This is a genomic window from Acinetobacter sp. AG3 (assembly GCF_022343575.1).
In the GTDB taxonomy this organism is placed as follows: domain Bacteria; phylum Pseudomonadota; class Gammaproteobacteria; order Pseudomonadales; family Moraxellaceae; genus Acinetobacter; species Acinetobacter guillouiae.
On the sequence record NZ_JAKQZD010000001.1, the window covers coordinates 177,774 to 202,816 of the forward strand.

At 41.1% G+C, this 25,043-nt stretch carries 15 protein-coding genes, 2 tRNA genes and 3 rRNA genes; 14 read left to right on the top strand and 6 right to left on the bottom strand.

Translation table 11 applies throughout. From position 1 onward, the window contains the following. Nucleotides 1-97 precede the first annotated feature (97 nt). Nucleotides 98-991, top strand: a complete 894-nt coding sequence (locus tag L3V46_RS00830) for a DMT family transporter (RefSeq protein WP_004823721.1) — start codon at nt 98-100, stop codon at nt 989-991. 425 nt (nt 992-1,416) lie between these two features. Here the strand turns inward: L3V46_RS00830 and L3V46_RS00835 are convergent, their stop codons facing one another. From L3V46_RS00835 to L3V46_RS00845, 3 genes are read right to left on the bottom strand one after another with little or no spacing between them, the layout of a single operon-like run. Continuing rightward, nucleotides 1,417-1,986, bottom strand: coding sequence for a Sua5/YciO/YrdC/YwlC family protein (locus L3V46_RS00835; protein ID WP_096735350.1), 570 nt, complete (start codon nt 1,984-1,986; stop codon nt 1,417-1,419). Between the two features lie 46 nt (nt 1,987-2,032). Further along, nucleotides 2,033-3,160 carry a DNA-processing protein DprA gene (gene dprA, locus L3V46_RS00840; protein ID WP_239044710.1) on the bottom strand — a complete coding sequence of 376 codons (1,128 nt, stop codon included), beginning with the start codon at nt 3,158-3,160 and terminating at the stop codon, nt 2,033-2,035. A gap of 23 nt (nt 3,161-3,183) precedes the next feature. Further along, nucleotides 3,184-4,335 carry a LysM peptidoglycan-binding domain-containing protein gene (locus L3V46_RS00845; protein ID WP_004823724.1) on the bottom strand — a complete coding sequence of 384 codons (1,152 nt, stop codon included), beginning with the start codon at nt 4,333-4,335 and terminating at the stop codon, nt 3,184-3,186. A 123-nt stretch (nt 4,336-4,458) separates the two neighbouring features. Between L3V46_RS00845 and def the strand changes: the two genes are divergently transcribed. From def to L3V46_RS00865, 4 genes are all read left to right on the top strand, one after another. Further along, nucleotides 4,459-4,989, top strand: coding sequence for a peptide deformylase (gene def / locus L3V46_RS00850; RefSeq protein ID WP_004723400.1), 531 nt, complete (start codon nt 4,459-4,461; stop codon nt 4,987-4,989). A gap of 108 nt (nt 4,990-5,097) precedes the next feature. Beyond that, the gene (locus L3V46_RS00855; RefSeq protein WP_239044711.1) at nt 5,098-5,583 is read left to right on the top strand and encodes a DUF2946 domain-containing protein; all 486 of its coding nucleotides are present in this window, start codon (nt 5,098-5,100) and stop codon (nt 5,581-5,583) included. A 70-nt stretch (nt 5,584-5,653) separates the two neighbouring features. Continuing rightward, on the top strand, nt 5,654-7,726 hold the full coding sequence (locus L3V46_RS00860; protein ID WP_239044712.1) for a TonB-dependent copper receptor: 2,073 nt from the start codon (nt 5,654-5,656) through the stop codon (nt 7,724-7,726). A gap of 42 nt (nt 7,727-7,768) precedes the next feature. Further along, nucleotides 7,769-8,011, top strand: a complete 243-nt coding sequence (locus L3V46_RS00865; protein WP_239044713.1) for a DUF4199 domain-containing protein — start codon at nt 7,769-7,771, stop codon at nt 8,009-8,011. Between the two features lie 113 nt (nt 8,012-8,124). On the opposite strand, the gene L3V46_RS00870 is transcribed toward L3V46_RS00865, so the two are convergent. Continuing rightward, nucleotides 8,125-9,333, bottom strand: a complete 1,209-nt coding sequence (locus tag L3V46_RS00870; protein ID WP_239044714.1) for an oxygenase MpaB family protein — start codon at nt 9,331-9,333, stop codon at nt 8,125-8,127. A gap of 86 nt (nt 9,334-9,419) precedes the next feature. On the opposite strand from L3V46_RS00870, the gene L3V46_RS00875 reads away from it, so the two are divergent. From L3V46_RS00875 to L3V46_RS00915, 9 genes are all read left to right on the top strand, one after another. After that, on the top strand, nt 9,420-10,034 hold the full coding sequence (locus L3V46_RS00875; RefSeq protein ID WP_056518385.1) for a TetR/AcrR family transcriptional regulator: 615 nt from the start codon (nt 9,420-9,422) through the stop codon (nt 10,032-10,034). A gap of 851 nt (nt 10,035-10,885) precedes the next feature. Next, nucleotides 10,886-12,424, top strand: a 16S ribosomal RNA gene (locus L3V46_RS00880). 59 nt (nt 12,425-12,483) lie between these two features. Beyond that, nucleotides 12,484-12,560 (top strand) — tRNA-Ile (locus tag L3V46_RS00885). Between the two features lie 44 nt (nt 12,561-12,604). Further along, a tRNA-Ala gene (locus tag L3V46_RS00890) sits at nt 12,605-12,680 on the top strand. A gap of 408 nt (nt 12,681-13,088) precedes the next feature. Further along, a 23S ribosomal RNA gene (locus L3V46_RS00895) occupies nt 13,089-15,979 on the top strand. A gap of 235 nt (nt 15,980-16,214) precedes the next feature. Then, nucleotides 16,215-16,329, top strand: a 5S ribosomal RNA gene (rrf, locus tag L3V46_RS00900). Together the 16S, 23S and 5S rRNA genes with 2 tRNA genes alongside form the textbook arrangement of a ribosomal RNA operon. Nucleotides 16,330-16,780: 451 nt before the next feature. After that, a complete protein-coding gene (locus tag L3V46_RS00905) occupies nt 16,781-17,923 on the top strand; it encodes a PQQ-dependent sugar dehydrogenase (RefSeq protein WP_239044715.1) in 1,143 nt (380 codons plus the stop codon). 123 nt (nt 17,924-18,046) lie between these two features. Further along, complete coding sequence (locus tag L3V46_RS00910; protein WP_239044716.1) at nt 18,047-18,442, top strand: tautomerase family protein; 396 nt, start codon at nt 18,047-18,049, stop codon at nt 18,440-18,442. A gap of 226 nt (nt 18,443-18,668) precedes the next feature. Continuing rightward, nucleotides 18,669-19,913, top strand: a complete 1,245-nt coding sequence (locus L3V46_RS00915) for an esterase-like activity of phytase family protein (protein ID WP_151803310.1) — start codon at nt 18,669-18,671, stop codon at nt 19,911-19,913. Between the two features lie 278 nt (nt 19,914-20,191). On the opposite strand, the gene L3V46_RS00920 is transcribed toward L3V46_RS00915, so the two are convergent. Together L3V46_RS00920 and L3V46_RS00925 are read right to left on the bottom strand one after the other, a co-directional pair. Further along, complete coding sequence (locus tag L3V46_RS00920) at nt 20,192-20,959, bottom strand: hypothetical protein (RefSeq protein ID WP_034612732.1); 768 nt, start codon at nt 20,957-20,959, stop codon at nt 20,192-20,194. Between the two features lie 441 nt (nt 20,960-21,400). Then, nucleotides 21,401-24,892 (bottom strand): PAS domain-containing hybrid sensor histidine kinase/response regulator, encoded by a 3,492-nt coding sequence (locus tag L3V46_RS00925; RefSeq protein WP_239044717.1) that lies wholly within the window; start codon nt 24,890-24,892, stop codon nt 21,401-21,403. Nucleotides 24,893-25,043 lie beyond the last annotated feature (151 nt).

Consider the following 25,043-nt stretch of genomic DNA (forward strand, 5'->3'; position numbering starts at 1 on the left):
TGTCTGAAATGCCATATTTAAATTTATTCCGACTTCATCGATAATCATTTCCAGATCCTATTCGACAGTCAAAATTATGTATAGCAATTCAAAACCCATGTGGTGGGCAATCAGTTTACCGATCATTGCAGTATTGATTTGGTCAATGAATATTGCAGTTACACGTTATGTTTCGGATTATATTTCACCTGTCAGTATTAGCTTTTATCGCTGGTTAGTGGCATTTATTATTTTGACTCCATTTATGTTGCCCCAAGTGTGGAAGCAACGTCATTTGGTTAAACAACATTTTATGCAATTTGTGGTGCTGAGTGCTTTTGGTATGTTCTTGTATCAAGGCTTGGCCTATAGTGCAGCGCATTACACCACAGCAACCAATATGGGCATTATCAACGCCTTTATTCCGGTATTTACCATTTTTGTTTCGATTCTTATTTTACGTGAAATTCCCAATCGCTTTGCTGTTGTCGGCAGTATCTTATCTTTTCTTGGTTTGCTGTATGTGATTGGCCGAGGGGATTTTAGCAACTTGACTCAATTGGCAGGGCACTCTGGTGATTTGATCATGGTCTTGGCCGTGTTCTTTTATGCTTTTTATGGGGTCTTTCTAAAAAAATGGCAATTGAAAGTTCCATTACTGCTGAGCCTCTATGTGCAAATTGCGTTGACCTTGGTCTACCATTTACCATTTGTGCTTTATTATGGCATTGATGCGATTAACCAAGGCAATGTTGCCAGCGTTTTATATGCGGGTATATTACCTTCTCTTGTTGCGCCTTTATTGTGGATGATGGCTGTACAATATCTAGGTCCAAATCGAACCAGCATTTTTATGAATTTAATGCCAGTATTTACTGCAATCATTGCCTACTTCTGGCTGCATGAGGCTTGGACGATGTCGCATACGATTGGTGGTATTGTTATTTTAGTGGGAATTGCATTGGCACAAAAAAAGTCACTTAGTGTCAAAAAAAGTACATTATTGAGTTAAAATTCAAAGTATTTTGGGTAAAAAATGTTCATTTAAAAACTTATTTTTTACCCTTTTAAAGTATTAAATCTGAGCAAAATTTGTTTTTTAATTAGTGATTTACCTGTTAAAAATGCAAATAGTAAAACAAATTTAAACACTTAGTTTTATTATTGAAATTCCAGTTATTTTCAATTCACTTAAATGAACAGATCTTGCTCAGAAGAATATATTTGTATTCAAAAAAAATTTATAGGATAATATTTTCATCGTAGCGAATTAAGAATTTCTTAATTAAATTGTTCTACACTGAATTTTTCATACCCTCTGGATGTGTTTAACGCATCCTTTTTTATACTCAGCCAACCCTATATGTGGCTGAGTTTTTTTTTTGCTTTTTTATTGGCAATATTTAAGTTCATGATTGAGTGAATATTTTAAAGTGCTTAAGCGCGAATCACTTGCGCTGTAGATGCGTCAATGATTTTGCTTGGCTCGCGACTTAAACCAAGATCACCATTTAAATAATTCAATTCCGAACCAAAATATTGACTGGCTTGTTGTAAAGATCTTGCTGGTTCTAAACCTGCCGAATTTGCACTGGTCGACACAATAAAACCATTAAAGGCATTACATAAGGCAATGCACAAAGGGTGATTGGTTACACGAACTGCAACCTGAGCATGCTGGCCTTTAATCCATTGTGGAATTTTATCATCAGCTGGAAGTAGCCAAGTTGTTGCCCGTTCTGTTCTAGAGCGTTGCGTCCATGATTGAATGATTTGTTCACGAATAATAGGGTCAATTTCTGTTAATAGATGCTCAACTTGTGAGAGCTGTCCTGCCAATAAAATCACGCCTTTCTCTATAGGGCGTTGTTTAAGCCTTAAAATTTCTAAAAAAGCCTGTTCATTGAACGGATCACAGCCTAAACCCCATACTGCCTCTGTTGGATAAGCCAAGACTTTACCTTGTTGAAGAATTTGTGCAGCTTCAGCAACTGAGGTTGTAATCATCTATGTTTACCTTGCCATTTCGTGGAATAAGCTACTATTGTGAACCTTAATAACTGACTCGGCAACGTAAGTACAGCCCAGATTGTTGAATACAGTGACCCAAAAGTTCTAATTCCATAAGATCGCTTGTGAGTTGTGCAATGTCTAAATTTGCGCTTTGAGCAAGCGTATCTAAGTCTTGCCCAATCCAATCCAGCAACTGATATAGCTTAAATAAATGTTCGGGAATTTCTGGCATTGGGGAGCGTGATTCAGACTGTTGTGCGCAATGCCATTGGGTGGGAAGTGCTAAATCTTCAACAATCTGTTCTGGATGATCAACCAGAATGGCCCCTTCACGAATGAGCTGATGACATCCTTGATGATGCTCTCCATAAATATGTCCCGGAATTGCAAAAATCACTTTACCTTGTTCTGCGGCAGCTTGTGCAGTAATCAGTGAACCACTACCAAGTTGGGCTTCTGCGACAACAACACCTAAGCTCAAACCACTGACTATTCGATTTCGATAGGGGAAATTGCGCTGAATAGGCTGAGTTTCTGGTAGGTATTCAGTCAGGATTGTTCCTGCATGCTGCAAAATTTGTTCTTGTAACTGTTTATTTTGACTAGGATAAACCAGATCTAAGCCTGTGCCGATCACCGCGATGGTTCGATGGTGTTTTAGCCCACCCATATGTGCAGCGGCATCAATTCCCAGTGCTAGGCCACTGGTAATAAAAAAGCCCTTTTCACTCAAATAGTAAGCAAAATCATAAGCCACTTGTTTGCCATGCGGACTAGGCTTTCGGCTACCCACGATGGCGATTTGCGGTTGACTTAGATTCTGAAATGCACCTTTACCAAATAGAATTGGCGGATGATTAGGATAAGGTAACAGTTGTTGAGGATAATGAGGGTCGGTATCTAAAAGAATAAAATCTGTATGTTGTTGAATTTTATCGAAGCAAACTTGAAATTTGGATTGCCCAAGCGCAGTGAAAAATTCACTGGCTCTTTCAAGATGGTTTTTATGAATTTTGGCTTCAGACCAGCGGTTTAAATTTTCAGCTTGCAGCGCTTTTGTGATAGAACCAAAGTGTGTTTCTAATTTACGAAAAGCGCTGAGCGAATGTTGAACCAAATACCAAAGTCTGATGGCATCATATTGGTCATTGGATATCTGCTTCAACATATTTAAATCACATCATGAAAAACTTAGTTATCTGCAATTGCAGGCGGTTTAATTTCAGCACCCATTTTAATTGGTAAATTACTTTCCAAAATATAGGCATAGCTGAGGTGATCAAAACTCTTAAAGATCATCAGCGTACCAATTTTTTGACTTGGTAATTTCACAGACTCTTTGGTTTTTGGGTCACGGACTGTTTCACCTTGTTGGTAAATACTAAAGACCTGTCCAGGTTTAGCACCTTGTAAGCTCCCACGGTCAATGGTGACTACACTATATTGCGCTGCTGTACCAATTGAACCTTGTACACGAACCACTTTACCGCCATTGGTGACTTCATTGGTGGTGGTTGGATAGAACAAACTTGGCAATTCGGCATCATAGCTTGGTAGGACATAGTCGCCTTTACGCACTTCAGCATTATAACTTTTGGTTAACTCAAGGGTGGTGACATCATTTTCACCAGCCGCCGCAGTTGCAGAAGCAACCTCAGTTAACTCCATGCCCGCATTAAACTTTTTGCCTTCAGCATTGAGGAAAGTATAAGGTTTGCCTTCACGATAGATCCCATAACGTTGACCCACGACTAAGCCATTTCCACGCGCATAAACGGTTTGTCCTGCACCCGTAATCACACGATTATCAGCAGCGCCGATGGTATAAGGGATGTTCTGTAAAGATTCAGGATTGACCACAATACTGTGTTCTAACCATGGTTGAATATCTGATAATGGAATCACTGAAATCGCATTATTTAAGGATTCAACGCGTATTTGAGGGCGTAAAGATGTCCCACCTTGATGACGACGAATAATTCCATCACAACCATCACCTTCATCTACACCAATCAGTGGGCGACCATCTAAAGTACACAACAATAATTTATCGCCAGGATAAATCCAATGTGGATTTTTAACATGCTTATTGCTTGCCCAGATTTCAGGCCAGCGCCAAGGCTTGCTTAAAAATTTCCCTGCAATATCCCATAAAGTATCACCACGTTTCACCACATAGACATTGGGTGCACTGGATTTAAGTGCGGGCGGATTGGTGTTTGGACTTGCGTGTGTGATTTCCATGTAAGTGAATCCTGCACTTAAACATAGTGTGACAGCAAGTAATTGTTTCTTGAACCCCTTGGCATGAAAGTTCGTTATGCCAGTTAAAACCTTTTTCATTATCATAATTCCTAAAATTATGTCTCTATATGCGTTATAATACGCATATTACACACATTTTTTTAATGAAGCATATTCTTCATTTAGTTTTAAGATCAATGGCATAGCAACAGAGGGTACAGTATGGCCTTATTACCTATTTTAAGTTTTCCTGATCCCCGTTTACGCACCATTGCAAAACCTGTCGATGTGGTAACTGATGAAATTCGCCAGTTAGCAGCAGACATGTTTGAAACCATGTATGAAGCGCCAGGTATTGGTCTGGCTGCTACACAGGTCGATCAGCATATTCAGCTTATCGTAATGGATCTGTCTGAAGACAAAGACCAACCTATGGTGTTCATTAACCCCAAAATAACACCGCTTACAGAAGAAACCTTATCTTATGAGGAAGGCTGTCTTTCTGTTCCTCAAATATACGATAAAGTTGAGCGTCCGTCACGAGTTAAAATTGAAGCAATTAACCTTGAAGGTCAAGCTTTTGAAGTCGAAGCGGATGATCTATTGGCGGTATGTATTCAACATGAAATGGATCACTTAAACGGTAAATTATTTGTGGATTACTTATCCCCTTTAAAGCGTCAACGTGCGCGTGAAAAAGTGGAAAAAGTGGTTCGTCAGCGTGAAAAGCAAAAAGTTCCAGCAAAACGTTGATCTGAGTTAGTTGAATTTTAAAAACTTTTAAAATTTTCCTGCAATACAAAGCCCAATTTTGTTTGGGCTTTGTTATACTCTGGCTCGAAAAATGTTGAGACGAACGTTTTGTTGAGAATAGGTTTACTGCTCGGTTTTACCGCAGTTTTTTTACAGATTGCTGTATTTTTACAGCCTTTGCTACCGAAGCAATATCAAATTGCGCCGGTCTGTGAAACTATTACTCAAGCTTTAGTACAAAGTCATTTCTACGAAAAGCATCAACATAGCACCCATCATCAACATAGCACCCATCATCAACATCAATCTGCATCTTCTGCACATGAAGCTGCCAGTCATGAGCATCTGTTGGCCCATGCTGAGCATGCAGCGCCAGAGCAACCAAGTTCACATCACCATGATGCGGGTCACCAGTGCCAATACTGTACAGTCTATGGCAATCTGGTTTTACCTCCTGAACTTGAAGTCAAAGAAATATTAGATCGTATTCAAGTGCGACTGGTTGCATTTCAAAAAGCATTTCGACATGTCTATTTTGTATTGCAACGTTTGTTTTTACTTCCCCAAGGTCGAGCCCCGCCACTTTTCGCATAAATCAAAAACTTAATTTTTAGGGTCTTCATTGACTCCAGCCTTGTTTAATTTATGATTTAAGAGAAAGAAAATGGTTCAACCTCAATTCTTTTTACAGCCTTTAGCGGCTGCGGTTTGTGTTGCTTGTTATTCTACAGCGACGTTTGCACATGATCAGGAACATACATCTCAACTTGCTCCAATCGTGGTTACAGCACAGTTAAATAATGATGCCAATGGTTTGATTATTCATGCTGATCCAAAACAACCGATTCAACCTGTACCTGCCACAGATGGTGCTGATTATTTGCAAAGTATTGCAGGCTTTAATTCGATTAAAAGCGGTGGAACCAATGGAGATGTCACATTCCGCGGCATGTTTGGTTCACGGATTAAAATTTTAACAGATGGTACCGAAAATCTAGGTGCATGCCCTGCACGCATGGATGCACCTACGTCATATATTCAACCTGAAAGTTTTGACCGTATTTCGGTGGTAAAGGGACCTCAGACGGTTCAATATGCCAATACAGGTTCAGCAGCCACGGTGATTTTTGAACGTCAAAAACCAACCTTAACAGATGATAAAAATTATCAAGGTCAAGCCAGTGTTTTAGTCGGTTCTTTTGGACGTTTGGATCACAACATTGAAGCTGCTGTAGGTGACAGTAAAAAATATATGCGTATCAATGCCAATCGTTCTGAGTCAAACAGCTATGAGGATGGTGATGGTAATAAAGTGCCTTCTTCTTGGGAGCGCTGGAATACCGATTTAGCATTAGGCTGGACACCCGATGAAGATACATGGGTTGAACTGACGGGTGGTAAAGCCGATGGTGAGGCTGAATACGCAGGCCGAACCATGGATGGTTCTCAATTTGCACGTGAAAGCCTAGGCTTACGTGTTGAAAAGAAGAATTTAAGCCCTGTGATTAAAAAGCTCGAAGGGCAAGTGAACTATAGTTATAACGACCATATTATGGATAACTTTAGTTTACGTACACCACCAATGACACATGATATGAATACACATCAAATGGTGTCGAATCCAATGGCAATGCAGGTGACACGCCGTACTTTAAATAGTCGTTTAGCCATGACCAGTGAATGGGATAAGCTCAGTTTAATTACTGGGGTGGATTCTCAGCTGAACAAACATGGTGGCAGTATGTCATCACCCACCATGCCATCCATGAATGTTGCATTTAGAGAGGATATGCGCTTCCAATCTTATGGTGCTTTCGGAGAAATGACCTATCAATTTAATGATGCTTATAAGTTGGTGACAGGTGCACGAATTGATCAAGTTAAAATTGATGCATTAAAACTGAATGATCAACGTAAAGAAACTTTACCAAGTGCATTTATTCGTTTAGAAAATCAATATCCTGAGCATAATGCCAAATCTTATATTGGTTTAGGTTATGTGGAACGTGTTCCAGATTATTGGGAGCTATTCAGTACTGCACATGGTAATACTGGTATGTCTAAACCGACGTTTAATGATTTAAACACTGAAAAAACTTTACAGTTGGATCTCGGTTATCAATACCAACATGATGCATTGAGTGTATGGACATCAGCATATGCAGGGCTGATTAATGACTTTATTTTATTGAGTTATCATAATCATCCAAAAGCTGGAATGGGTGGGCATGATCACGGTTCTTCATTCAGTGCTGGGGCAAAAAATGTCGATGCAACTATCGCGGGTGCTGAAGCGGGGATCGGTTATCAATTTACTGATGCGATTCAAGCGGATTTAAGTGCAATGTATGCATGGGGCGAAAATACCGATACGCATAAACCATTACCGCAAATTGCACCTTTAGAAGGTCGTTTGAATTTACGTTATGTTCAAGATAAATATTCTTTAGGTTTATTATGGCGTGCTGTGGCGAAACAAGATCGTATTAGCTTAAATCAAGGTAATATTGTCGGTTATGACACTGGTGAAAGTAAAAGCTTTACCACCTTGGCATTGAATGCGTCATATAACATTCAAAAAGATCTAAATCTTGCTGTTGGTGTCGACAATGTCTTAGATAAAACCTATACCGAGCATTTAAACAAATTGGGTGTAGGTGCGGATGGTCAAGTCGGTACTCAACAATTTAATAATACAGGGCGTAATTATTGGGCTCGTATTAGCATGAAATTTTAATTGATTTAAAACTGAATTTTTACAGAAATATGAGGATGTTCTATGAGTAATGACAGTAATAAGTTGTCACCTGAAAAATCGTTTTGGGGATGGAAATTGCTGATTATCGCAATTATTTTAAGCTGTATTTTTATGGGAATCTTCTATTTGGCGATTACCAACGAGCCTGACTATATGCCAAGCCAAAAACAGAATGCAGCTCAGCAACATGATATGTCTAAGATGAGTCATGAAAGTATGCCAAACATGGATCATTCAGCTTCCGAAGCAAAGCATTCTCATTGATCAATGGGTAATGTGACGCGAAGTCATGTAATGTAAAACAAAGGGAGGCCAATTGGCTTCCCTTTATTTTTTTGTGTTTTTTTTAATGATGAAGTACGTTTGGACAGTAGATCTTACTGATGCATACTCGCTAATTGTTTCCCCGCATTTTGATAAAGCTCAAGTGCATATTCTTGTTCTGCACGACCATTCTGTTGTAAATATTGATCCAGTTTGTCGATATGCTTAGCACTACGGTAGAGCAGGGTATTTTTTGCAATTAAATAAAGCGGATACCAAGCCAAAGTACGTGGCTTGAGTCCTAGGTTTTTCATTTTACGTTGCCCAATAAAAAACTGGGTAATATCCAAGTGATTTTGATAGGCTTTTTTCTGCAAAAAAGAATTGAAGTGTTTGTAGTGTCGTTCAAAAGGCTCTTTGGATAAGCTGATGGCTAAAGCTTTGCTACTTTCGTCGGCCTTAGGGTGGGCATAATTCATCCATTGCAGTAGTTTCCATGCGTCAGACTCTTTGCTGACTAGCCATTTTTCATCTACTCCCATTAACCAGCCCGTATATTTCCAAAAATGCATGATGGCTTCTGATTCGGTCTTGCTTGGAAAAATGCCAATGGCTCTGACACCGAGAAGTAACACCGCACTAAATGCAATGTTGGTCATGGCTTGATCGTATTGGTTGATCGGTGCTCCCCAAATATCGTTATCCCAGTCTTTGGATTTATTGAGTTGATGCCGTACCAACGAATGAATAAAACGCACATAAATGGTTGAAGTAAAACCATTGTTAAAACGAGAGAAGCTCTCTTGTTGATTGACATCAAGCCACCATTTGTGGGTTTCAGCTAAGCGTTTTCCCGCGTATTTATGTAAAGCACCTGTCATAATTAACGGTTGATTAAAACCAGGGTATTGATAACCCGTCATTAAAGCCACATCGCGTAAAATAAAAGTACCATTTGTCCCTAACCGATGGGTAAATTTGATCGCAGTTTCAATTTTAGCTGGATCGAGCCAAGTCGGTGCTTGTTCAACCATTTTAAAAAAATCAGTTAATTCAGGGATTACATTGGGAAGTTTATCCAAACCTTGATACAAGGCTGTTTCAAAAAGTTTTCTATTTTGTCTCGGATTGGTCATCACCCAATCCATAACTTTGTCCATCGCGATATCACCAGTCTGTAAGGCACGATTGAGTGAAAGATATTCGTCATAACTGGGTTGTAACTGCTGGTCTGTAAAATAATAAAAAAGCTTAGACTTCATATTTGTTCGTGCCATGGTCTCAAATGAGGCAAGGCGTTGGGGCTTAATTAATGTTTGCATTTTGAGCGCGACCTGATTATTGTTTAGTCAAACTCTAATATGAATAATTATTCGCATTCAATTCGCATTTTGGAGTGAACAGCAAGATGAGAAAACAACCACAACAACAACGTGCTCGGAATGTCGTAGATAGTATCTTAGAAGCAACTCAATTATGTGTTGCTGAATATGGCTTAATCAACGTCACTACACCCAAAATTTCAGAAAAATCAGGTGTCAGTGTTGGTTCTATCTATCAGTATTTTGGCAATAAAGAAGAAATTATTCAGGAGCTTTTAAGTCGTAAAAGTGAGCAGCTGGGGCTTGCGTTGAAACAGATTGCGATTAGCCAAGAAGAATTGAGCTTAGAAGAAATCATTCCACTTAGTCTTCAATTCGGTTTTGACATGATGAAAGCCGATGGTGGCTTTTTTATTGAAGTGCTTAAACATTGGCATGGCTATAACAACTCAGAAGCGGCAAAAGTACTAGAAAAGCATTTCTATGAAGTGGGATTGTATGTGTTTAGCCGTTTTTTTAATCATTGGAGTTTTGAAGTACTTAAAAATAAATCCTTTGTGATTATCAATAGTACGCTTTTTACCATGATGCGTTATGTCAGTCATAATAATTTTCTAATTTCAGAACAGCAGCTAAAAAAAGAATTAACTTTGATGATCTTGGCTTATCTAGAGCAAGGCGCCAGCCCTAATCCGCTTTAAGATAGTCTTTAATGGTGGTAGGGATCCATAGATTGTACTCGACTGATATAGACATACATCCAAATACAAATAACGCTTGGTTTTATAGAACCCGATTTTATAGAGTTGGTTTTATAGAGTGAGTTTTATAGCGTTGGTTTTAGCGAGTCTAAGTATTGTTTGAGTTAGGACAAGATATTGATCTCTTTATCGGGAATCGTTCGATGCTTCTATTCAATGATAAAACTGATCTATCTCCTTATATAGATTTTAATCGCCGTATCTCTATTAAATTGCATTTATAACAATGCTAAGGGCATACAAGAGGCCGTTTTACTTGTTTTAGCAAATGTATGATGGGGGTATTGGTTTTTTATTGCTGTGTTTTTATGCAAAAAAGCAGATTTTTAAAGAAAAAGTGCTGTTTTAGAAGAATAAATAAGCAAGTGATAGATAAAATGAAAAATAATTAAAAAAAGGGGTTGTGTTGGGTAAGGAATGCTGTAGAATGCACATCCATCGGCGGTGATGTTAAATAAAACTTCTGATAAATCAGGCACTTGATTAAGTTGTTAAGATTTCGAATTGAGATTTTAAGATGAGATTTGAGTTGGGTTTGTTAGAAAAAATAATTAACATTATTGATTGACTTTTTAGAGATAGAGAGTAGTATAGCCGACCTAGCTTGATGCTGACGAAGCATTGAGAAGATCATTAAGAGAATATGAAGAACAACTTGTGTGGATTTTTACTGATTGATTGATCGAAATATTATCATTGATTGATTGGTTTAAATTACTCGAAGTTTATTTGAGAGAATTTGTCAGTACATTGATGAGCCAGAATTGTGACCTTAAGTCACTAATGATTTTTAACTGAAGAGTTTGATCATGGCTCAGATTGAACGCTGGCGGCAGGCTTAACACATGCAAGTCGAGCGGGGGATGTTGCTTCGGTAACTGACCTAGCGGCGGACGGGTGAGTAATACTTAGGAATCTGCCTATTAATGGGGGACAACATCTCGAAAGGGATGCTAATACCGCATACGCCCTACGGGGGAAAGCAGGGGATCACTTGTGACCTTGCGTTAATAGATGAGCCTAAGTCGGATTAGCTAGTTGGTGGGGTAAAGGCCTACCAAGGCGACGATCTGTAGCGGGTCTGAGAGGATGATCCGCCACACTGGGACTGAGACACGGCCCAGACTCCTACGGGAGGCAGCAGTGGGGAATATTGGACAATGGGGGGAACCCTGATCCAGCCATGCCGCGTGTGTGAAGAAGGCCTTATGGTTGTAAAGCACTTTAAGCGAGGAGGAGGCTCTCTTGGTTAATACCCAAGAAGAGTGGACGTTACTCGCAGAATAAGCACCGGCTAACTCTGTGCCAGCAGCCGCGGTAATACAGAGGGTGCGAGCGTTAATCGGATTTACTGGGCGTAAAGCGTGCGTAGGCGGCTTTTTAAGTCGGATGTGAAATCCCCGAGCTTAACTTGGGAATTGCATTCGATACTGGGAAGCTAGAGTATGGGAGAGGATGGTAGAATTCCAGGTGTAGCGGTGAAATGCGTAGAGATCTGGAGGAATACCGATGGCGAAGGCAGCCATCTGGCCTAATACTGACGCTGAGGTACGAAAGCATGGGGAGCAAACAGGATTAGATACCCTGGTAGTCCATGCCGTAAACGATGTCTACTAGCCGTTGGGGCCTTTGAGGCTTTAGTGGCGCAGCTAACGCGATAAGTAGACCGCCTGGGGAGTACGGTCGCAAGACTAAAACTCAAATGAATTGACGGGGGCCCGCACAAGCGGTGGAGCATGTGGTTTAATTCGATGCAACGCGAAGAACCTTACCTGGTCTTGACATAGTAAGAACTTTCCAGAGATGGATTGGTGCCTTCGGGAACTTACATACAGGTGCTGCATGGCTGTCGTCAGCTCGTGTCGTGAGATGTTGGGTTAAGTCCCGCAACGAGCGCAACCCTTTTCCTTATTTGCCAGCACTTCGGGTGGGAACTTTAAGGATACTGCCAGTGACAAACTGGAGGAAGGCGGGGACGACGTCAAGTCATCATGGCCCTTACGACCAGGGCTACACACGTGCTACAATGGTCGGTACAAAGGGTTGCTACCTAGCGATAGGATGCTAATCTCAAAAAGCCGATCGTAGTCCGGATTGGAGTCTGCAACTCGACTCCATGAAGTCGGAATCGCTAGTAATCGCGGATCAGAATGCCGCGGTGAATACGTTCCCGGGCCTTGTACACACCGCCCGTCACACCATGGGAGTTTGTTGCACCAGAAGTAGGTAGTCTAACCGTAAGGAGGACGCTTACCACGGTGTGGCCGATGACTGGGGTGAAGTCGTAACAAGGTAGCCGTAGGGGAACCTGCGGCTGGATCACCTCCTTAACGAAAGATTGACGATTGGTAAGAATCCACAACAAGTTGTTCTTCATTGATGTATCTGAGGGTCTGTAGCTCAGTTGGTTAGAGCACACGCTTGATAAGCGTGGGGTCACAAGTTCAAGTCTTGTCAGACCCACCAAGTCTACTGAACACAGAAGAGCAGATATATTAAGATCTTAAGCTGGGGACTTAGCTTAGTTGGTAGAGCGCCTGCTTTGCACGCAGGAGGTCAACGGTTCGACTCCGTTAGTCTCCACCAAATTTGAGGAAAAACAAAGCAACGCTTTGTCCGAAAATTTAAGCAAGAAGCTATGCTTCGCGCAGGCACCCATTTGAAAGATAAGATTGATTATAGAATTTAATGAACATTGAGTTTATTAACTTCTGTGATTTATCACAGTTAACTACTCGCTGACGAGGCGGTAGTGAATCATTAACAGAATATATTTGAGTTGAAATAATTGTTTAAACTCGTTTTAGTTGATGTTAGCAAGTAATTGTTAATGTTGAATGAAATGAGCACTAGCGATAAAACTGAATCAAGCGTTTTGGTATATGAATTAAATTGAAGCTGTATGGTGATTAAGTTCACAGGCAACAAATAGAAGTGATTAAGTTCACATTGTTGATCCTCCTTGTAGGGATTAACGACTGTTTGGGGTTGTATAGTCAAGTAATTAAGTGCATGTGGTGGATGCCTTGGCAGTCAGAGGCGATGAAAGACGTAATAGCCTGCGATAAGCTTCGGGGAGGCGGCAAATATCCTGTGATCCGGAGATTTCTGAATGGGGAAACCCACTTACCATAAGGTAGGTATCGCATGATGAATACATAGTCATGCGAGGCGAACGAGGGGAAGTGAAACATCTCAGTACCCTTAGGAAAAGAAATCAATTGAGATTCCCTCAGTAGCGGCGAGCGAACGGGGATCAGCCCATTAAGTTATATGTGTTTTAGCGGAAAGCTCTGGGAAGTGCTACCGTAGAGGGTGATAGTCCCGTACACGAAAGGGCACATATAATGATGACGAGTAGGGCGAGGCACGTGAAACCTTGTCTGAATATGGGGGGACCATCCTCCAAGGCTAAATACTCCTGACTGACCGATAGTGAACCAGTACCGTGAGGGAAAGGCGAAAAGAACCCCTGTGAGGGGAGTGAAATAGATCCTGAAACCGCATGCATACAAGCAGTGGGAGCCGACTTGTTCGGTGACTGCGTACCTTTTGTATAATGGGTCAGCGACTTATATTCAGTAGCAAGGTTAACCGTATAGGGGAGCCGTAGAGAAATCGAGTCTTAATAGGGCGTTTAGTTGCTGGGTATAGACCCGAAACCGGGTGATCTATCCATGAGCAGGTTGAAGGTTGGGTAACACTAACTGGAGGACCGAACCCACTGTCGTTGAAAAGCCAGGGGATGACTTGTGGATAGGGGTGAAAGGCTAATCAAACTCGGTGATAGCTGGTTCTCCCCGAAAGCTATTTAGGTAGCGCCTCGGACGAATACCATAGGGGGTAGAGCACTGTTTCGGCTAGGGGGTCATCCCGACTTACCAAACCGATGCAAACTCCGAATACCTATGAGTACTATCCGGGAGACAGACTGCGGGTGCTAACGTCCGTAGTCAAGAGGAAAACAATCCAGACCGCCAGCTAAGGCCCCCAAATTATAGTTAAGTGGGAAACGATGTGGGAAGGCATAGACAGCTAGGAGGTTGGCTTAGAAGCAGCCACCCTTTAAAGAAAGCGTAATAGCTCACTAGTCGAGTCGGCCTGCGCGGAAGATGTAACGGGGCTAAAACTATATGCCGAAGCTGCGGATGTGCACTATGTGCACGTGGTAGGGGAGCGTTCTGTAAGCCGATGAAGGTGTATTGAGAAGTATGCTGGAGGTATCAGAAGTGCGAATGCTGACGTGAGTAACGACAAAACGGGTGAAAAACCCGTTCGCTGAAAGACCAAGGGTTCCAGTCCAACGTTAATCGGGGCTGGGTGAGTCGACCCCTAAGGCGAGGCCGAGAGGCGTAGTCGATGGGAAATTGGTTAATATTCCAATACTTCTGTGTAATGCGATGAGAGGACGGAGAAAGTTAAGTCAGCCTGGCGTTGGTTGTCCAGGTGAAAGGCAGTAGGCATGCATCTTAGGCAAATCCGGGGTGCTCTATGCTGAGAGCTGATAGCAAGCTAGTTTACTAGCGAAGTGGCTGATACTATGCTTCCAGGAAAAGTCTCTAAGCTTCAGTTACACAGGAATCGTACCCTAAACCGACACAGGTGGTCAGGTCGAGTAGACCAAAGCGCTTGAGAGAACTCTGCTGAAGGAACTAGGCAAAATGGTACCGTAACTTCGGGAGAAGGTACGCTGCTGACGGTGATAGGACTTGCTCCTTGAGCTATTGGCAGCCACAGAAACCAGGCCCCTGCAACTGTTTATTAAAAACATAGCACTCTGCAAACACGAAAGTGGACGTATAGGGTGTGATGCCTGCCCGGTGCTGGAAGGTTAATTGATGGGGTTAGCGTAAGCGAAGCTCTTGATCGAAGCCCCAGTAAACGGCGGCCGTAACTATAACGGTCCTAAGGTAGCGAAATTCCTTGTCGGGTAAGTTCCGACCTGCACGAATGGCATAATGATGGGGGCGCTGTCTCCAGCAGAGGCTCAGTGAAATCGAAATCGCCGTGAAGATGCGGTGTACCCGCGGCTAGACGGAAAGACCCCGTGAACCTTTACTGCAGCTTGACATTGAACTTTGATCTTACTTGTGTAGGATAGGTGGGAGGCTTTGAAGTAGTGACGCCAGTTGCTATGGAGCCATCCTTGAAATACCACCCTGGTAATATTGAGGTTCTAACTCTGTCCCGTTATCCGGGACGAGGACCATGTCTGGTGGGTAGTTTGACTGGGGCGGTCTCCTCCTAAAGAGTAACGGAGGAGTACGAAGGTGCGCTCAGCGTGGTCGGAAATCACGCGTAGAGTATAAAGGCAAAAGCGCGCTTAACTGCGAGACCCACAAGTCGAGCAGGTACGAAAGTAGGTCTTAGTGATCCGGTGGTTCTGTATGGAAGGGCCATCGCTCAACGGATAAAAGGTACTCTGGGGATAACAGGCTGATACCGCCCAAGAGTTCATATCGACGGCGGTGTTTGGCACCTCGATGTCGGCTCATCTCATCCTGGGGCTGAAGCAGGTCCCAAGGGTATGGCTGTTCGCCATTTAAAGAGGTACGCGAGCTGGGTTTAGAACGTCGTGAGACAGTTCGGTCCCTATCTACCGTGGGCGTTGGAAATTTGAGAGGATCTGCTCCTAGTACGAGAGGACCAGAGTGGACGAACCTCTGGTGTACCGGTTGTGACGCCAGTCGCATCGCCGGGTAGCTATGTTCGGAAGGGATAACCGCTGAAAGCATCTAAGCGGGAAGCCTACCTCAAGATAAGATTTCCCTAGGACTTTATGTCCTCTAAAGAGCCGTTGAAGACTACGACGTTGATAGGTTGGATGTGGAAGTGCGGTGACGCATGAAGCTGACCAATACTAATTGCTCGTGAGGCTTGACTATACAACACCCAAGCAGTTGTATATGAAGCATCATTTGATTCATAAAAGATCAAACATACTTGATTTAGTTGTAAAGCTAGTTACATGAGCGAGGAATAAACAAACATTAATTATGTTTGTCCGAGCGCAAGACATAAAGCTATGCTTTATGTTAAAATCAACTCAAATGTTCTGTTAAACTCATTTGGTACGAAGTAAGGCATTTAAATAAGACCCGAACAAGTCCATAACAGTTTGCTGGCGACAATAGCAAGAGTGAACCACCTGATCCCTTCCCGAACTCAGAAGTGAAACCTCTTAGCGCTGATGGTAGTGTGGGGTTACCCATGTGAGAGTAAGTCATCGCCAGCTTTTAAATCTAAAACACCCCGATCTTTAACGAGAGCGGGGTGTTTTTTTATGTGTGGTGTTTATTAGCGAAATGAAAAGAAATCTGTAGAAGAATTTAAGTGCATAAGCAACTGAAAATAAATAGATTTTTGTAGATGTAAAAAGAAAACCCCATCATCCTGATGGGGTTTTCTTCGTATTGGTGTGTTAGATTTGACTCCTGTCGAATCTCACGTCCTGTGTGTTTTCTTATTCTCAATGAGACTTCCTGTCTCTTTATGTTTGCTATCATAAGCGCAATGCCTAAGTCAGTATATTCGCTAATCACTGCGATTGTTGTAGGTTAAAGCTTACAAGATGATCCAATTAAAAATTAAGACCCAATTCGCTCAGTTACCAATATGAAATGGTGAGATGGATACTTTTGTTTAAAATAAATCGATAAGTCATAACAATATTGAGGGAATCTAAAATGAAGGCTTTTCGACAGTGCTTAATCTATTTACCCCTATTGCTCAGCTGTAGCTTGTTGAGTGCATGTAATGCTCAAAATAATCAAACCACTACGGCTAATTCTTTGATTAACCAGAGCTATCAGATCCAAAAAGTAGCGACATTTGATGAACCTTGGGCAATGGCTGAGTTGGCTGATGGTCGTTTACTGATTAGCGAAAGGAAAGGGAAGTTAAAACTGTTTGATCCTTCCACATTAAAAAGTATAGAAATTTTAGGAGTTCCCGAAGTGGCTTATGGTGGGCAAGGGGGCTTGGGCGATATTGTTCTACATCCTGATTTTGCAAACAATCATCAAATTTATTTAAGTTATGCCGAAACAGGAAAAGGGGGATATGGTGCGGTTGTGATTCGTGGTGAATTAAATCTACAAGAAAAAAATCCTCAAATCCGCAATATAAAAAGAATATGGGAACAAGTTCCTAAGGTTTCAGGGCAAGGGCATTATGCACATCGAATGATTTTTGCAAAGGATGGCAAGCTCTGGATTAGTTCTGGTGAACGCCAAAAATTTGATCCTGCTCAAGATATGAATTCAAACTTAGGAAAAGTTTTAAGACTGAATGATGATGGTACTGTTGTTGCAGATCATCCATTTACTCAACAAGGTGAGATCGCAAAACAAGTGTGGTCGTTGGGTCATCGTAACCCATTAGGTATGGCTTTTGATGCGAAGGATCAATTGTGGGTGGTTGAAATGGGGCCTAAAGGAGGAGATGAGTTAAATCTGATTAAGAAGGGCGAAAATTATGGTTATCCGATTGTTTCCAATGGTGATCATTATTCAGGAAAATCGATTCCAGATCATGCGACGCGTCCTGAATTTAAGGCGCCAGAAATCAGTTGGACACCAGTAATATCACCCTCCAGTTTGGTCTTTTATCAAGATGAATTATTCCCGAAATGGAATCATAAAGCCTTGATTGGTGGGTTATCTTCAGAGGCGATTATTGTAGTTGATACTGAATCGAAGCCTGTTCGTGAGGTACAGCGTTTAAACATGCAGCAACGCATTCGAGATATCCATCCCGCCCATAATGGTTCGATTTGGGTTTTGGAGGATGGGAAAAATGCGGGGCTATTAAGATTGTTACCTAAGTAAAAAATTAATTTAATTCAATGGATTATTATATTATTGAAAAGATGTGGAAGCAGCTGAATTGTTAGGATTGTCTATAAATTATGCTATTCTCTCGATTTAAAATAATATAAATCGAGAACAATAATGCCAGCAACTACAATTGAAATTAGATATCAATATTCTGTAGCACAAGAAGTGGACTTAATCGATGCAGTTCATCAAGCATTGGTGAGCGCTTTTAAAATTCCTGAATATGATCGTGATATTCGTTTATTGGTACATGAACCACATCGCTTTCAATGTCCACCGAATAAGCTTTATCCTGAAAAATTTACCCTGATTCGTATTGATTGTTTTGCTGGGCGTACACTGGATACCAAGCGAAATTTGTATCGCAGTATTGTAGAGAATCTATCTGTATTAGGGATTCCCAAAGATCATATCAAAATTTTATTAAGAGAAATTCCCGCTGAAAATTGGGGAATCCGTGGTGGTCAAGCTGCCTGTGATGTGGATTTGGGTTTCGATATTCAAGTCTAGCTCAACCTAATATGAATCAAAGTAGATGGAATAGATTACTCCGTTGATAATATTATTTAAATTCAATATGTTAATTCAGCTGATGCGCACTTATAAGGTGGAGTATATGCTGCGTGAAGCATACTACGTATCATCAAACTGACGCAATATTGTCATTGAAATGACCTCAAAATGTCATGCTATTGGTTTCTAATAAAGCTCATTTAAATCAATAAAAAAGACCTTTATGAAAAAAATTGCTTATTCTGTTTTAGCGTTAGGCGTATTGGCTTTAACCGCATGCAATGATGATGACAATGATTTCTCATTTGAACCATCTGTCACTGTACCGACCTTGGTTTCATTTGCCAAACTTGATGTCGAAACTTATGCAGCTGGTCCAAACTCAGGTGCCTTTGTAAAGGGCGCCAATGGCATATTCCCACCTTTTAAAGGTCAGCCAGTTCAAGGCTTTTCGGGTGCTGTAAAGAACGGTGATGGCACTTATATGGTCATGGCAGACAATGGCTTTGGTACACAAGACAATTCATCTGACTTTTTACTCCGTGTTTATCAAGTAAAACCTGATTTTCGGACGAAATCGGCAGGATCTGCAAAAGTTCAAGTGATGAGCTTTATTCAGCTTCGTGATCCCAATAAATTAATACCATTTTCAATCATCAATCAAAACAGCACAGATCGTTTACTCACTGGGGCGGATTTTGATCCTGAATCGATTCAACGTACTGCGGATGGTACTTATTGGATTGGGGATGAGTTTGGACCATATTTACTGCATTTTGATAAAGATGGAATACTGCTTGATGCGCCGATTGCATTACCTCATCCATTGAAAGCTGGTGTGGAATTGCGTTCTCCGCAAAATCAATTCAATAAAGCCAACATAAATTATGTAGAGCCTTTGGTTCAGCAAAGCGGTGGCTTTGAAGGAATGGCATTGTCTAAGGATGGTCAATATTTATATCCTTTGTTAGAAAAACCGTTAAAAGGCGAGACCACACAACAGTTGCTTATCTCACAATTTGATGTGAAGAAGAAAGCGTATACTGGGCGATATTATTATTTTACCTTAAATGCCAAGGCGACCAATATTGGTGACTTCCAAATGTTTGATGATAAGTCTGGCATTATCATTGAGCGTGATGCGAGTCAAAACAAGTTAGATGGTTATAAGAAGCTGATTCAAATTGAATTAGGGGATTCTGGTAAAGCGGTAAAACGTTCTGACTTAGTTGATCTTATGAATATCGCCAACCCGAATAATTTATATGGGACAGCGCGAGATGGAGATATTGGTACAGCAACAACTTTTGCTTTTCCATTTGAAACCATTGAAGATGTGATTATTGAAAATAAAAATACCTTAACTGTTTTAAATGACAATAACTTTCCAGGTTCATCAGGACGAAATGCAAAGCGTGCGGATGATAATGAAATTATTCAGATTAAATTGCCTAAAGCATTGTATTAATACACGATAAAATGCTTAGCCTCCACGACCCGAAGCTAAATTAATCTTAGCAAGGGAAAACGCCCTCCTTTTTAAAAGGAGGGCTGGGGAGGATTAAAACTTAAACTGATCAATATTAAGTGAAATACCTGACTTTTTATTGAGGGTAAAGCACCAGTACATACCTTAAATTAGCTGAGCAGATATTATTATTTTAAAGTGCGAAGTAATCTTTAAGCTAAATCGCAGAAAGCCAGTCAATTGACTGGCTTTCTTTATACATCATTCAAGCATGAGGATTAAGCTAAACAGTCTTGTTTCGAAACTTGATCAGGGCAGCCCAATGGATTTAAAGCACATTTTAAATCTTCAATTTGTTCATGGGTGACATAGCCTTTAGATTTTAGGTAATCTGCAACTCGGTCATCACGTAGGCTTAAGAATGCTGCATCATAAACACCTAAATCTACAAATAAAGCAGCTGCTTCTAAGCTATTAAAACGGTCTAGGAACACATCATTGCCATACATCAGGAAAACATGGTCGTAATCCGCATGTGCATCGATTTTTAAACGAGCTGCCAATGTTGTTGGTGAGGTTTTGATAAAAAGCAAATCTGATAATTCATCAAATTGGGTCATATCTAAGATATTTTCACCGGTTTTTACTTTACCTAACCATGCTTTAAAGACCAGTACCGCACCGCCACGCAGTAACATGCTCCACACTTGATGACGAACTTCATCATTTAAGCATTCGCATTCATCTTCGAGACGTTGAACCAGTTTTTCTTCTTGTTGCGCTAATTTATCAAACAGACCTAAGCCTTGAGGATGATAAGCAACAGGGGTAAATACATCAAATTTTAATTCCTCAAACACTTGAAGTGCTAAAGGCACAGCTGCTTGATAAATCGTGTTGAGTGCTTGTATTTGTGTGTCGTGGAGTTTGCTGTGTTTAAACAGATCTTGCCAATCAATTTCAGGCAGGATTGCATTTGCACCATATTGACGATGAAATTGTTGAGCTTGGTGTAGCCCATGTGGAACAGTTTCTGAAATATTCATGGTTAAAAATCCTATTTAAAATTGAATTCAAACGCTGTTTTTGTTTTCCTAAACATGAGCGTAGTTTTGTCTTGAAGTAATTTTTGATTTATCTGAGATGCAATAGGAATACGACTAAAGTTGTAGACAGGGTGAAAAGTAGTTTTTTATTTTTTAAAATCATATAAATAGAAAATTGTAACTAACTATACAAGTGTATATTTACTATTTTGATGTTATTTGCCATAGAAAAGAAGGCTTTGAAGTTTTTAGTCAATAAATGGGTTCGAGTTTTGCTTTTTTTTGAATGCTTTTGCACAAAGCTTAAAAAAAATTGCTATTCCACTTAAAAAATTGCGTTACAAAACCTCTAGAACGCAATGGTCTAGAGGTTGTAAATGTTTCAAAACATTAAAGAAGAACGTGATCAATAAACTGAAAAGGGTTGAACGTAGTAGAAGATTATTTAGAAATCTTCAAGCCAGATAACCATGTACGTAGAGAAGCGGGCTTCAATGGTTTCTTCAACAACACCACATTGAGGTCTTTAACACGCTCTGGTAATTCAGGATCAGAATCTGCAGTAATCAGTGCTGAAGGAACATTTTCCTGACGGTTTTCGACAATAAAATCTAAGCCAATTTTGCCGTGATTTAAATGCTGATCAACCAACCAGACTTGAATATTTTCTTTTTGAATAATTTCCAAAGCTTGTTCAGGTTCAGTGGCTTTAAAGACTTGATAACCCCATTTGGTCAGTAGCGTTGCCATACCCTCCAAAATCGTATCATCATTGTCCAAACACAAGATTTTATAGGCTTTGGCTTTTAATGGTACCGCTTGTACAGGTGATGAAACCAGTTTAGGTGCTGCTACCATTGGCACATCAATCATAAAGCATGAGCCTTTACCTAGTTCGGAGTAAACATGCACAGGATAATCAAGCAAACTGGTCATACGTTGGACGATTGCCAGACCAAGTCCTAGACCTTGCTCACCCCATGGTGAGGTATGTCCACAACGCTCAAATTCTTGAAACAGCTTAATGCGTTGTTCTTCTGCAATCCCTGGGCCGGTATCCCAGACACCGATACGGATATGATTTGGCCGATTAGACGCGCGTAATACACCAACAATCACACGTCCACGAGCAGTATAACGTAAGGCATTGCTGACAAAGTTTTGGATGATACGACGGATCCATTGTGGGTCGGTATCAATCCAGAATTGAGCATCATGGACACGCAATTGGATATTACGTTGTGCGGCGATTGATTTAAATTGCAGTTCTAAATCACTTAATAAATCATGCAGTGGATAAGCTTGGCGTTTCGGTTGGATTGAACCACCTTCCAGCCGTGCAATATCCAAAAGGGCAGACAACATGCTTTCGGCACCATGTAAGGCACGATCAAGTTGTTGTAAGGTTTTACGATCTTCATCCGATTGTACGCTTTGTTCTAAAGCAGTACTGAATAAGCGTGCTGCATGCATCGGTTGAAGTAAATCGTGACTGGCTGCTGCAATAAAGCGACTTTTTGACATATTGGCTTTGTCGGCTTGCTCACGTGCCAGTTGTTGTTCAGATAAGGCATTTGCAAGCTGTTGGGTACGATCAGACACGCGTGCTTCAAGTACCGCTTCATTTTCACGGAATGCAGTAATGTCTGCAAAGGTCGTAACAAAACCACCACCTTCAATGGGATTACCACGCATTTGAATCACACGACCATCTTTACGAATCCGTTCAAACTCATGTGCGCTACCAACTTTCATCCAATGAATTCGCTTACGTACATGTTCTTCTACCGAGCCTGGACCACATTCGCCACGCTCTGCGTTATAACGAATCAAATCGGCAATTGGGCAGCCGACATAGACTAAATCTTTTGGATAATCAAACAGCTTTAAATATTGATTGTTCCACGCGACCAAACACATGTTTTCATCAACCACACTCACGCCTTGGGTCATGTGGTCAATCATGGTCATGATAAGATTTTGGTTAAAGCGTTGCCATTGTGACGCTTGGTCGAGAATATTTGCCACTTGGCCCAATGCCAAGCCATTATTGACCATAGCCGTGGTGAGCAATGTCCGTGCAGAGGCTGCCCCGATTGTGCCTGCGAGGTATTGTTCAGTGAACCGCCACCACATCCCATTGGCACTGCTATTTTCATTGAGCACCACATTGTTCATGGTACAAAATTGCTGAAAGGCATGGGTTGCTGGCCCTTCACCAGTAATCCGTTTGGCTAGTGCAATCAGATCACCAACTTTAAGTTTAGCGACATCATGGTGTAAATAATTAATATCGGTAGAGGTATTTTGTGCAGGTAAGGGCTTGGTTTCATAATAGAAAAAGCTTTCTGCCTGTATTTGTTCAGCAATACTAGGACGATAAATACGAGAGACCCAAATATATAAGGTAATATTTAAACCAAGTGCCCAGATTACACCATGGGTAAGCGGGGCAAAAGATTCAAAACCAAATAAGGCTTCTGGTCTTAACCATTCAATATTTAAAGGTCCAAACATCAAAAATTGATGTGCAAACTGGCTATATTCAACAGGTAAGCTACGTAAAATCGTTGGCAATAATAAGGTATATGACCAAAGGATAAAGCCTACAACCAAGCCTGCATAAACCCCTTGGCGACTTCCGCCACGCCAGTATAAACCACCAATTAAAGCCGGTGAAAATTGTGCAACCGCACTAAAAGCCAATAGTCCGAAGGTAGATAATTGGTCAATATCATTAAAGAAGTGGAAGAATAAAAATCCGAGTAACATTACCGCTAAAATACACACACGACGGGTAAATTTAAGTACCTGTGGTAAGCGTTTGTCATGACGAGAAAGAATGCCAAACTTCCATAGAGAAGGCATAATCAAGTCATTACTGAGCATGATGGACAGTGCCACAGAAGAGACTAATAGCATACCTGTTGATGCTGAAAAACCGCCTAAAAATGCCAGTAAAGATAACCAGTCTTGGTTATAACTAATCGGTAAAGAGAGTACTGCAACATCAGGAATGGTCAGATACTTAGGTGCTGCATGCAGTGCCCAACTGGCGATTGGAATAATGGCAATAATGGTCAGAATCAAATATGCCGCAAACCACCGTCTTGCGCCACGAATATGTTTTTCATCGCGTAATTCAACCACGGCCACATGGAACTGACGCGGTAAACAGATAATCGCCAATGAAGCGAGTAATGTTTGAACCCAGAAGGTATCTGGCACACCAAACAGTTGTACTTCATGAAAAGTTTTTTGCACATCCTGTGAGATTTGTACAATATTTTGTGGATGATCAAAAATAAAGAAAAATGCCACGCAGAGCAGGGCAAAAAGTTTTACAAATGATTCAAAAGCAACTGCAAGCATTAAACCGCCATGTTGTTCGGTATTGGCAATTTGTCTTGTGCCAAACATCATGGCCAAGATCGCCAATACAGCGGTAAGACCAAGCACACCATTGGTGGTGGTGGAGACCACTTGGGTATTGTGATCGAGCATGACGGAAGCGCTAAGCGCAATGGCGCGTAATTGTAGTGCTAAGTAAGGAATGATGGCGATTACAGCTAAGATAGTCACTAAGGACGCTAATGTTCCACTTTTACCATAACGTGCTGCGACAAAGTCGGCAATCGAAGAAATCGCATGATGTTGTCGAACGCGGCCTAAACGGCGCCAAATGTCATAACCCAGCCAGACAAATAATAAAGGTCCTAAATAAATCGGCAGGAAAATAATCCCCTCACGTACTGCAGCACCTGTTGCTCCATAAAACGTCCAAGATGAGCAATATACGCCCAATGTTAGACTAAAGAGAAGCATCCTGCCGCGCGTGCTTAATCGACTCGCATGCTTCTCACCAAAGAAGGCGCAAACGAATAGAATGAGGATGTAAAGGGCCAGAACCCCTATAATTAACCAACTGTTCATAAGGACTACAGTATAAAAAGCTATGCCTATAATAGCGCATACATGAACTGTCTCGTTTATTTTGCTCAAAATTTAACGACCAAAGTCTAAGTTACGAGAACCCCACAATATTGTTAATTTTGACCATGTAAAAAAAGACTAAAAAAAGCAA

Coding starts and splice junctions, on each gene's coding strand:
- L3V46_RS00830 (WP_004823721.1), top strand. CDS start 98: ATGTGGTGGGCAATCAGTTTACCGATCATTGCAGTATTGATTTGGTCA.
- L3V46_RS00835 (WP_096735350.1), bottom strand. CDS start 1,986: ATGATTACAACCTCAGTTGCTGAAGCTGCACAAATTCTTCAACAAGGT.
- dprA (WP_239044710.1), bottom strand. CDS start 3,160: ATGTTGAAGCAGATATCCAATGACCAATATGATGCCATCAGACTTTGG.
- L3V46_RS00845 (WP_004823724.1), bottom strand. CDS start 4,335: ATGAAAAAGGTTTTAACTGGCATAACGAACTTTCATGCCAAGGGGTTC.
- def (WP_004723400.1), top strand. CDS start 4,459: ATGGCCTTATTACCTATTTTAAGTTTTCCTGATCCCCGTTTACGCACC.
- L3V46_RS00860 (WP_239044712.1), top strand. CDS start 5,654: ATGGTTCAACCTCAATTCTTTTTACAGCCTTTAGCGGCTGCGGTTTGT.
- L3V46_RS00865 (WP_239044713.1), top strand. CDS start 7,769: ATGAGTAATGACAGTAATAAGTTGTCACCTGAAAAATCGTTTTGGGGA.
- L3V46_RS00870 (WP_239044714.1), bottom strand. CDS start 9,333: ATGCAAACATTAATTAAGCCCCAACGCCTTGCCTCATTTGAGACCATG.
- L3V46_RS00875 (WP_056518385.1), top strand. CDS start 9,420: ATGAGAAAACAACCACAACAACAACGTGCTCGGAATGTCGTAGATAGT.
- L3V46_RS00905 (WP_239044715.1), top strand. CDS start 16,781: ATGAAGGCTTTTCGACAGTGCTTAATCTATTTACCCCTATTGCTCAGC.
- L3V46_RS00910 (WP_239044716.1), top strand. CDS start 18,047: ATGCCAGCAACTACAATTGAAATTAGATATCAATATTCTGTAGCACAA.
- L3V46_RS00915 (WP_151803310.1), top strand. CDS start 18,669: ATGAAAAAAATTGCTTATTCTGTTTTAGCGTTAGGCGTATTGGCTTTA.
- L3V46_RS00920 (WP_034612732.1), bottom strand. CDS start 20,959: ATGAATATTTCAGAAACTGTTCCACATGGGCTACACCAAGCTCAACAA.
- L3V46_RS00925 (WP_239044717.1), bottom strand. CDS start 24,892: ATGAACAGTTGGTTAATTATAGGGGTTCTGGCCCTTTACATCCTCATT.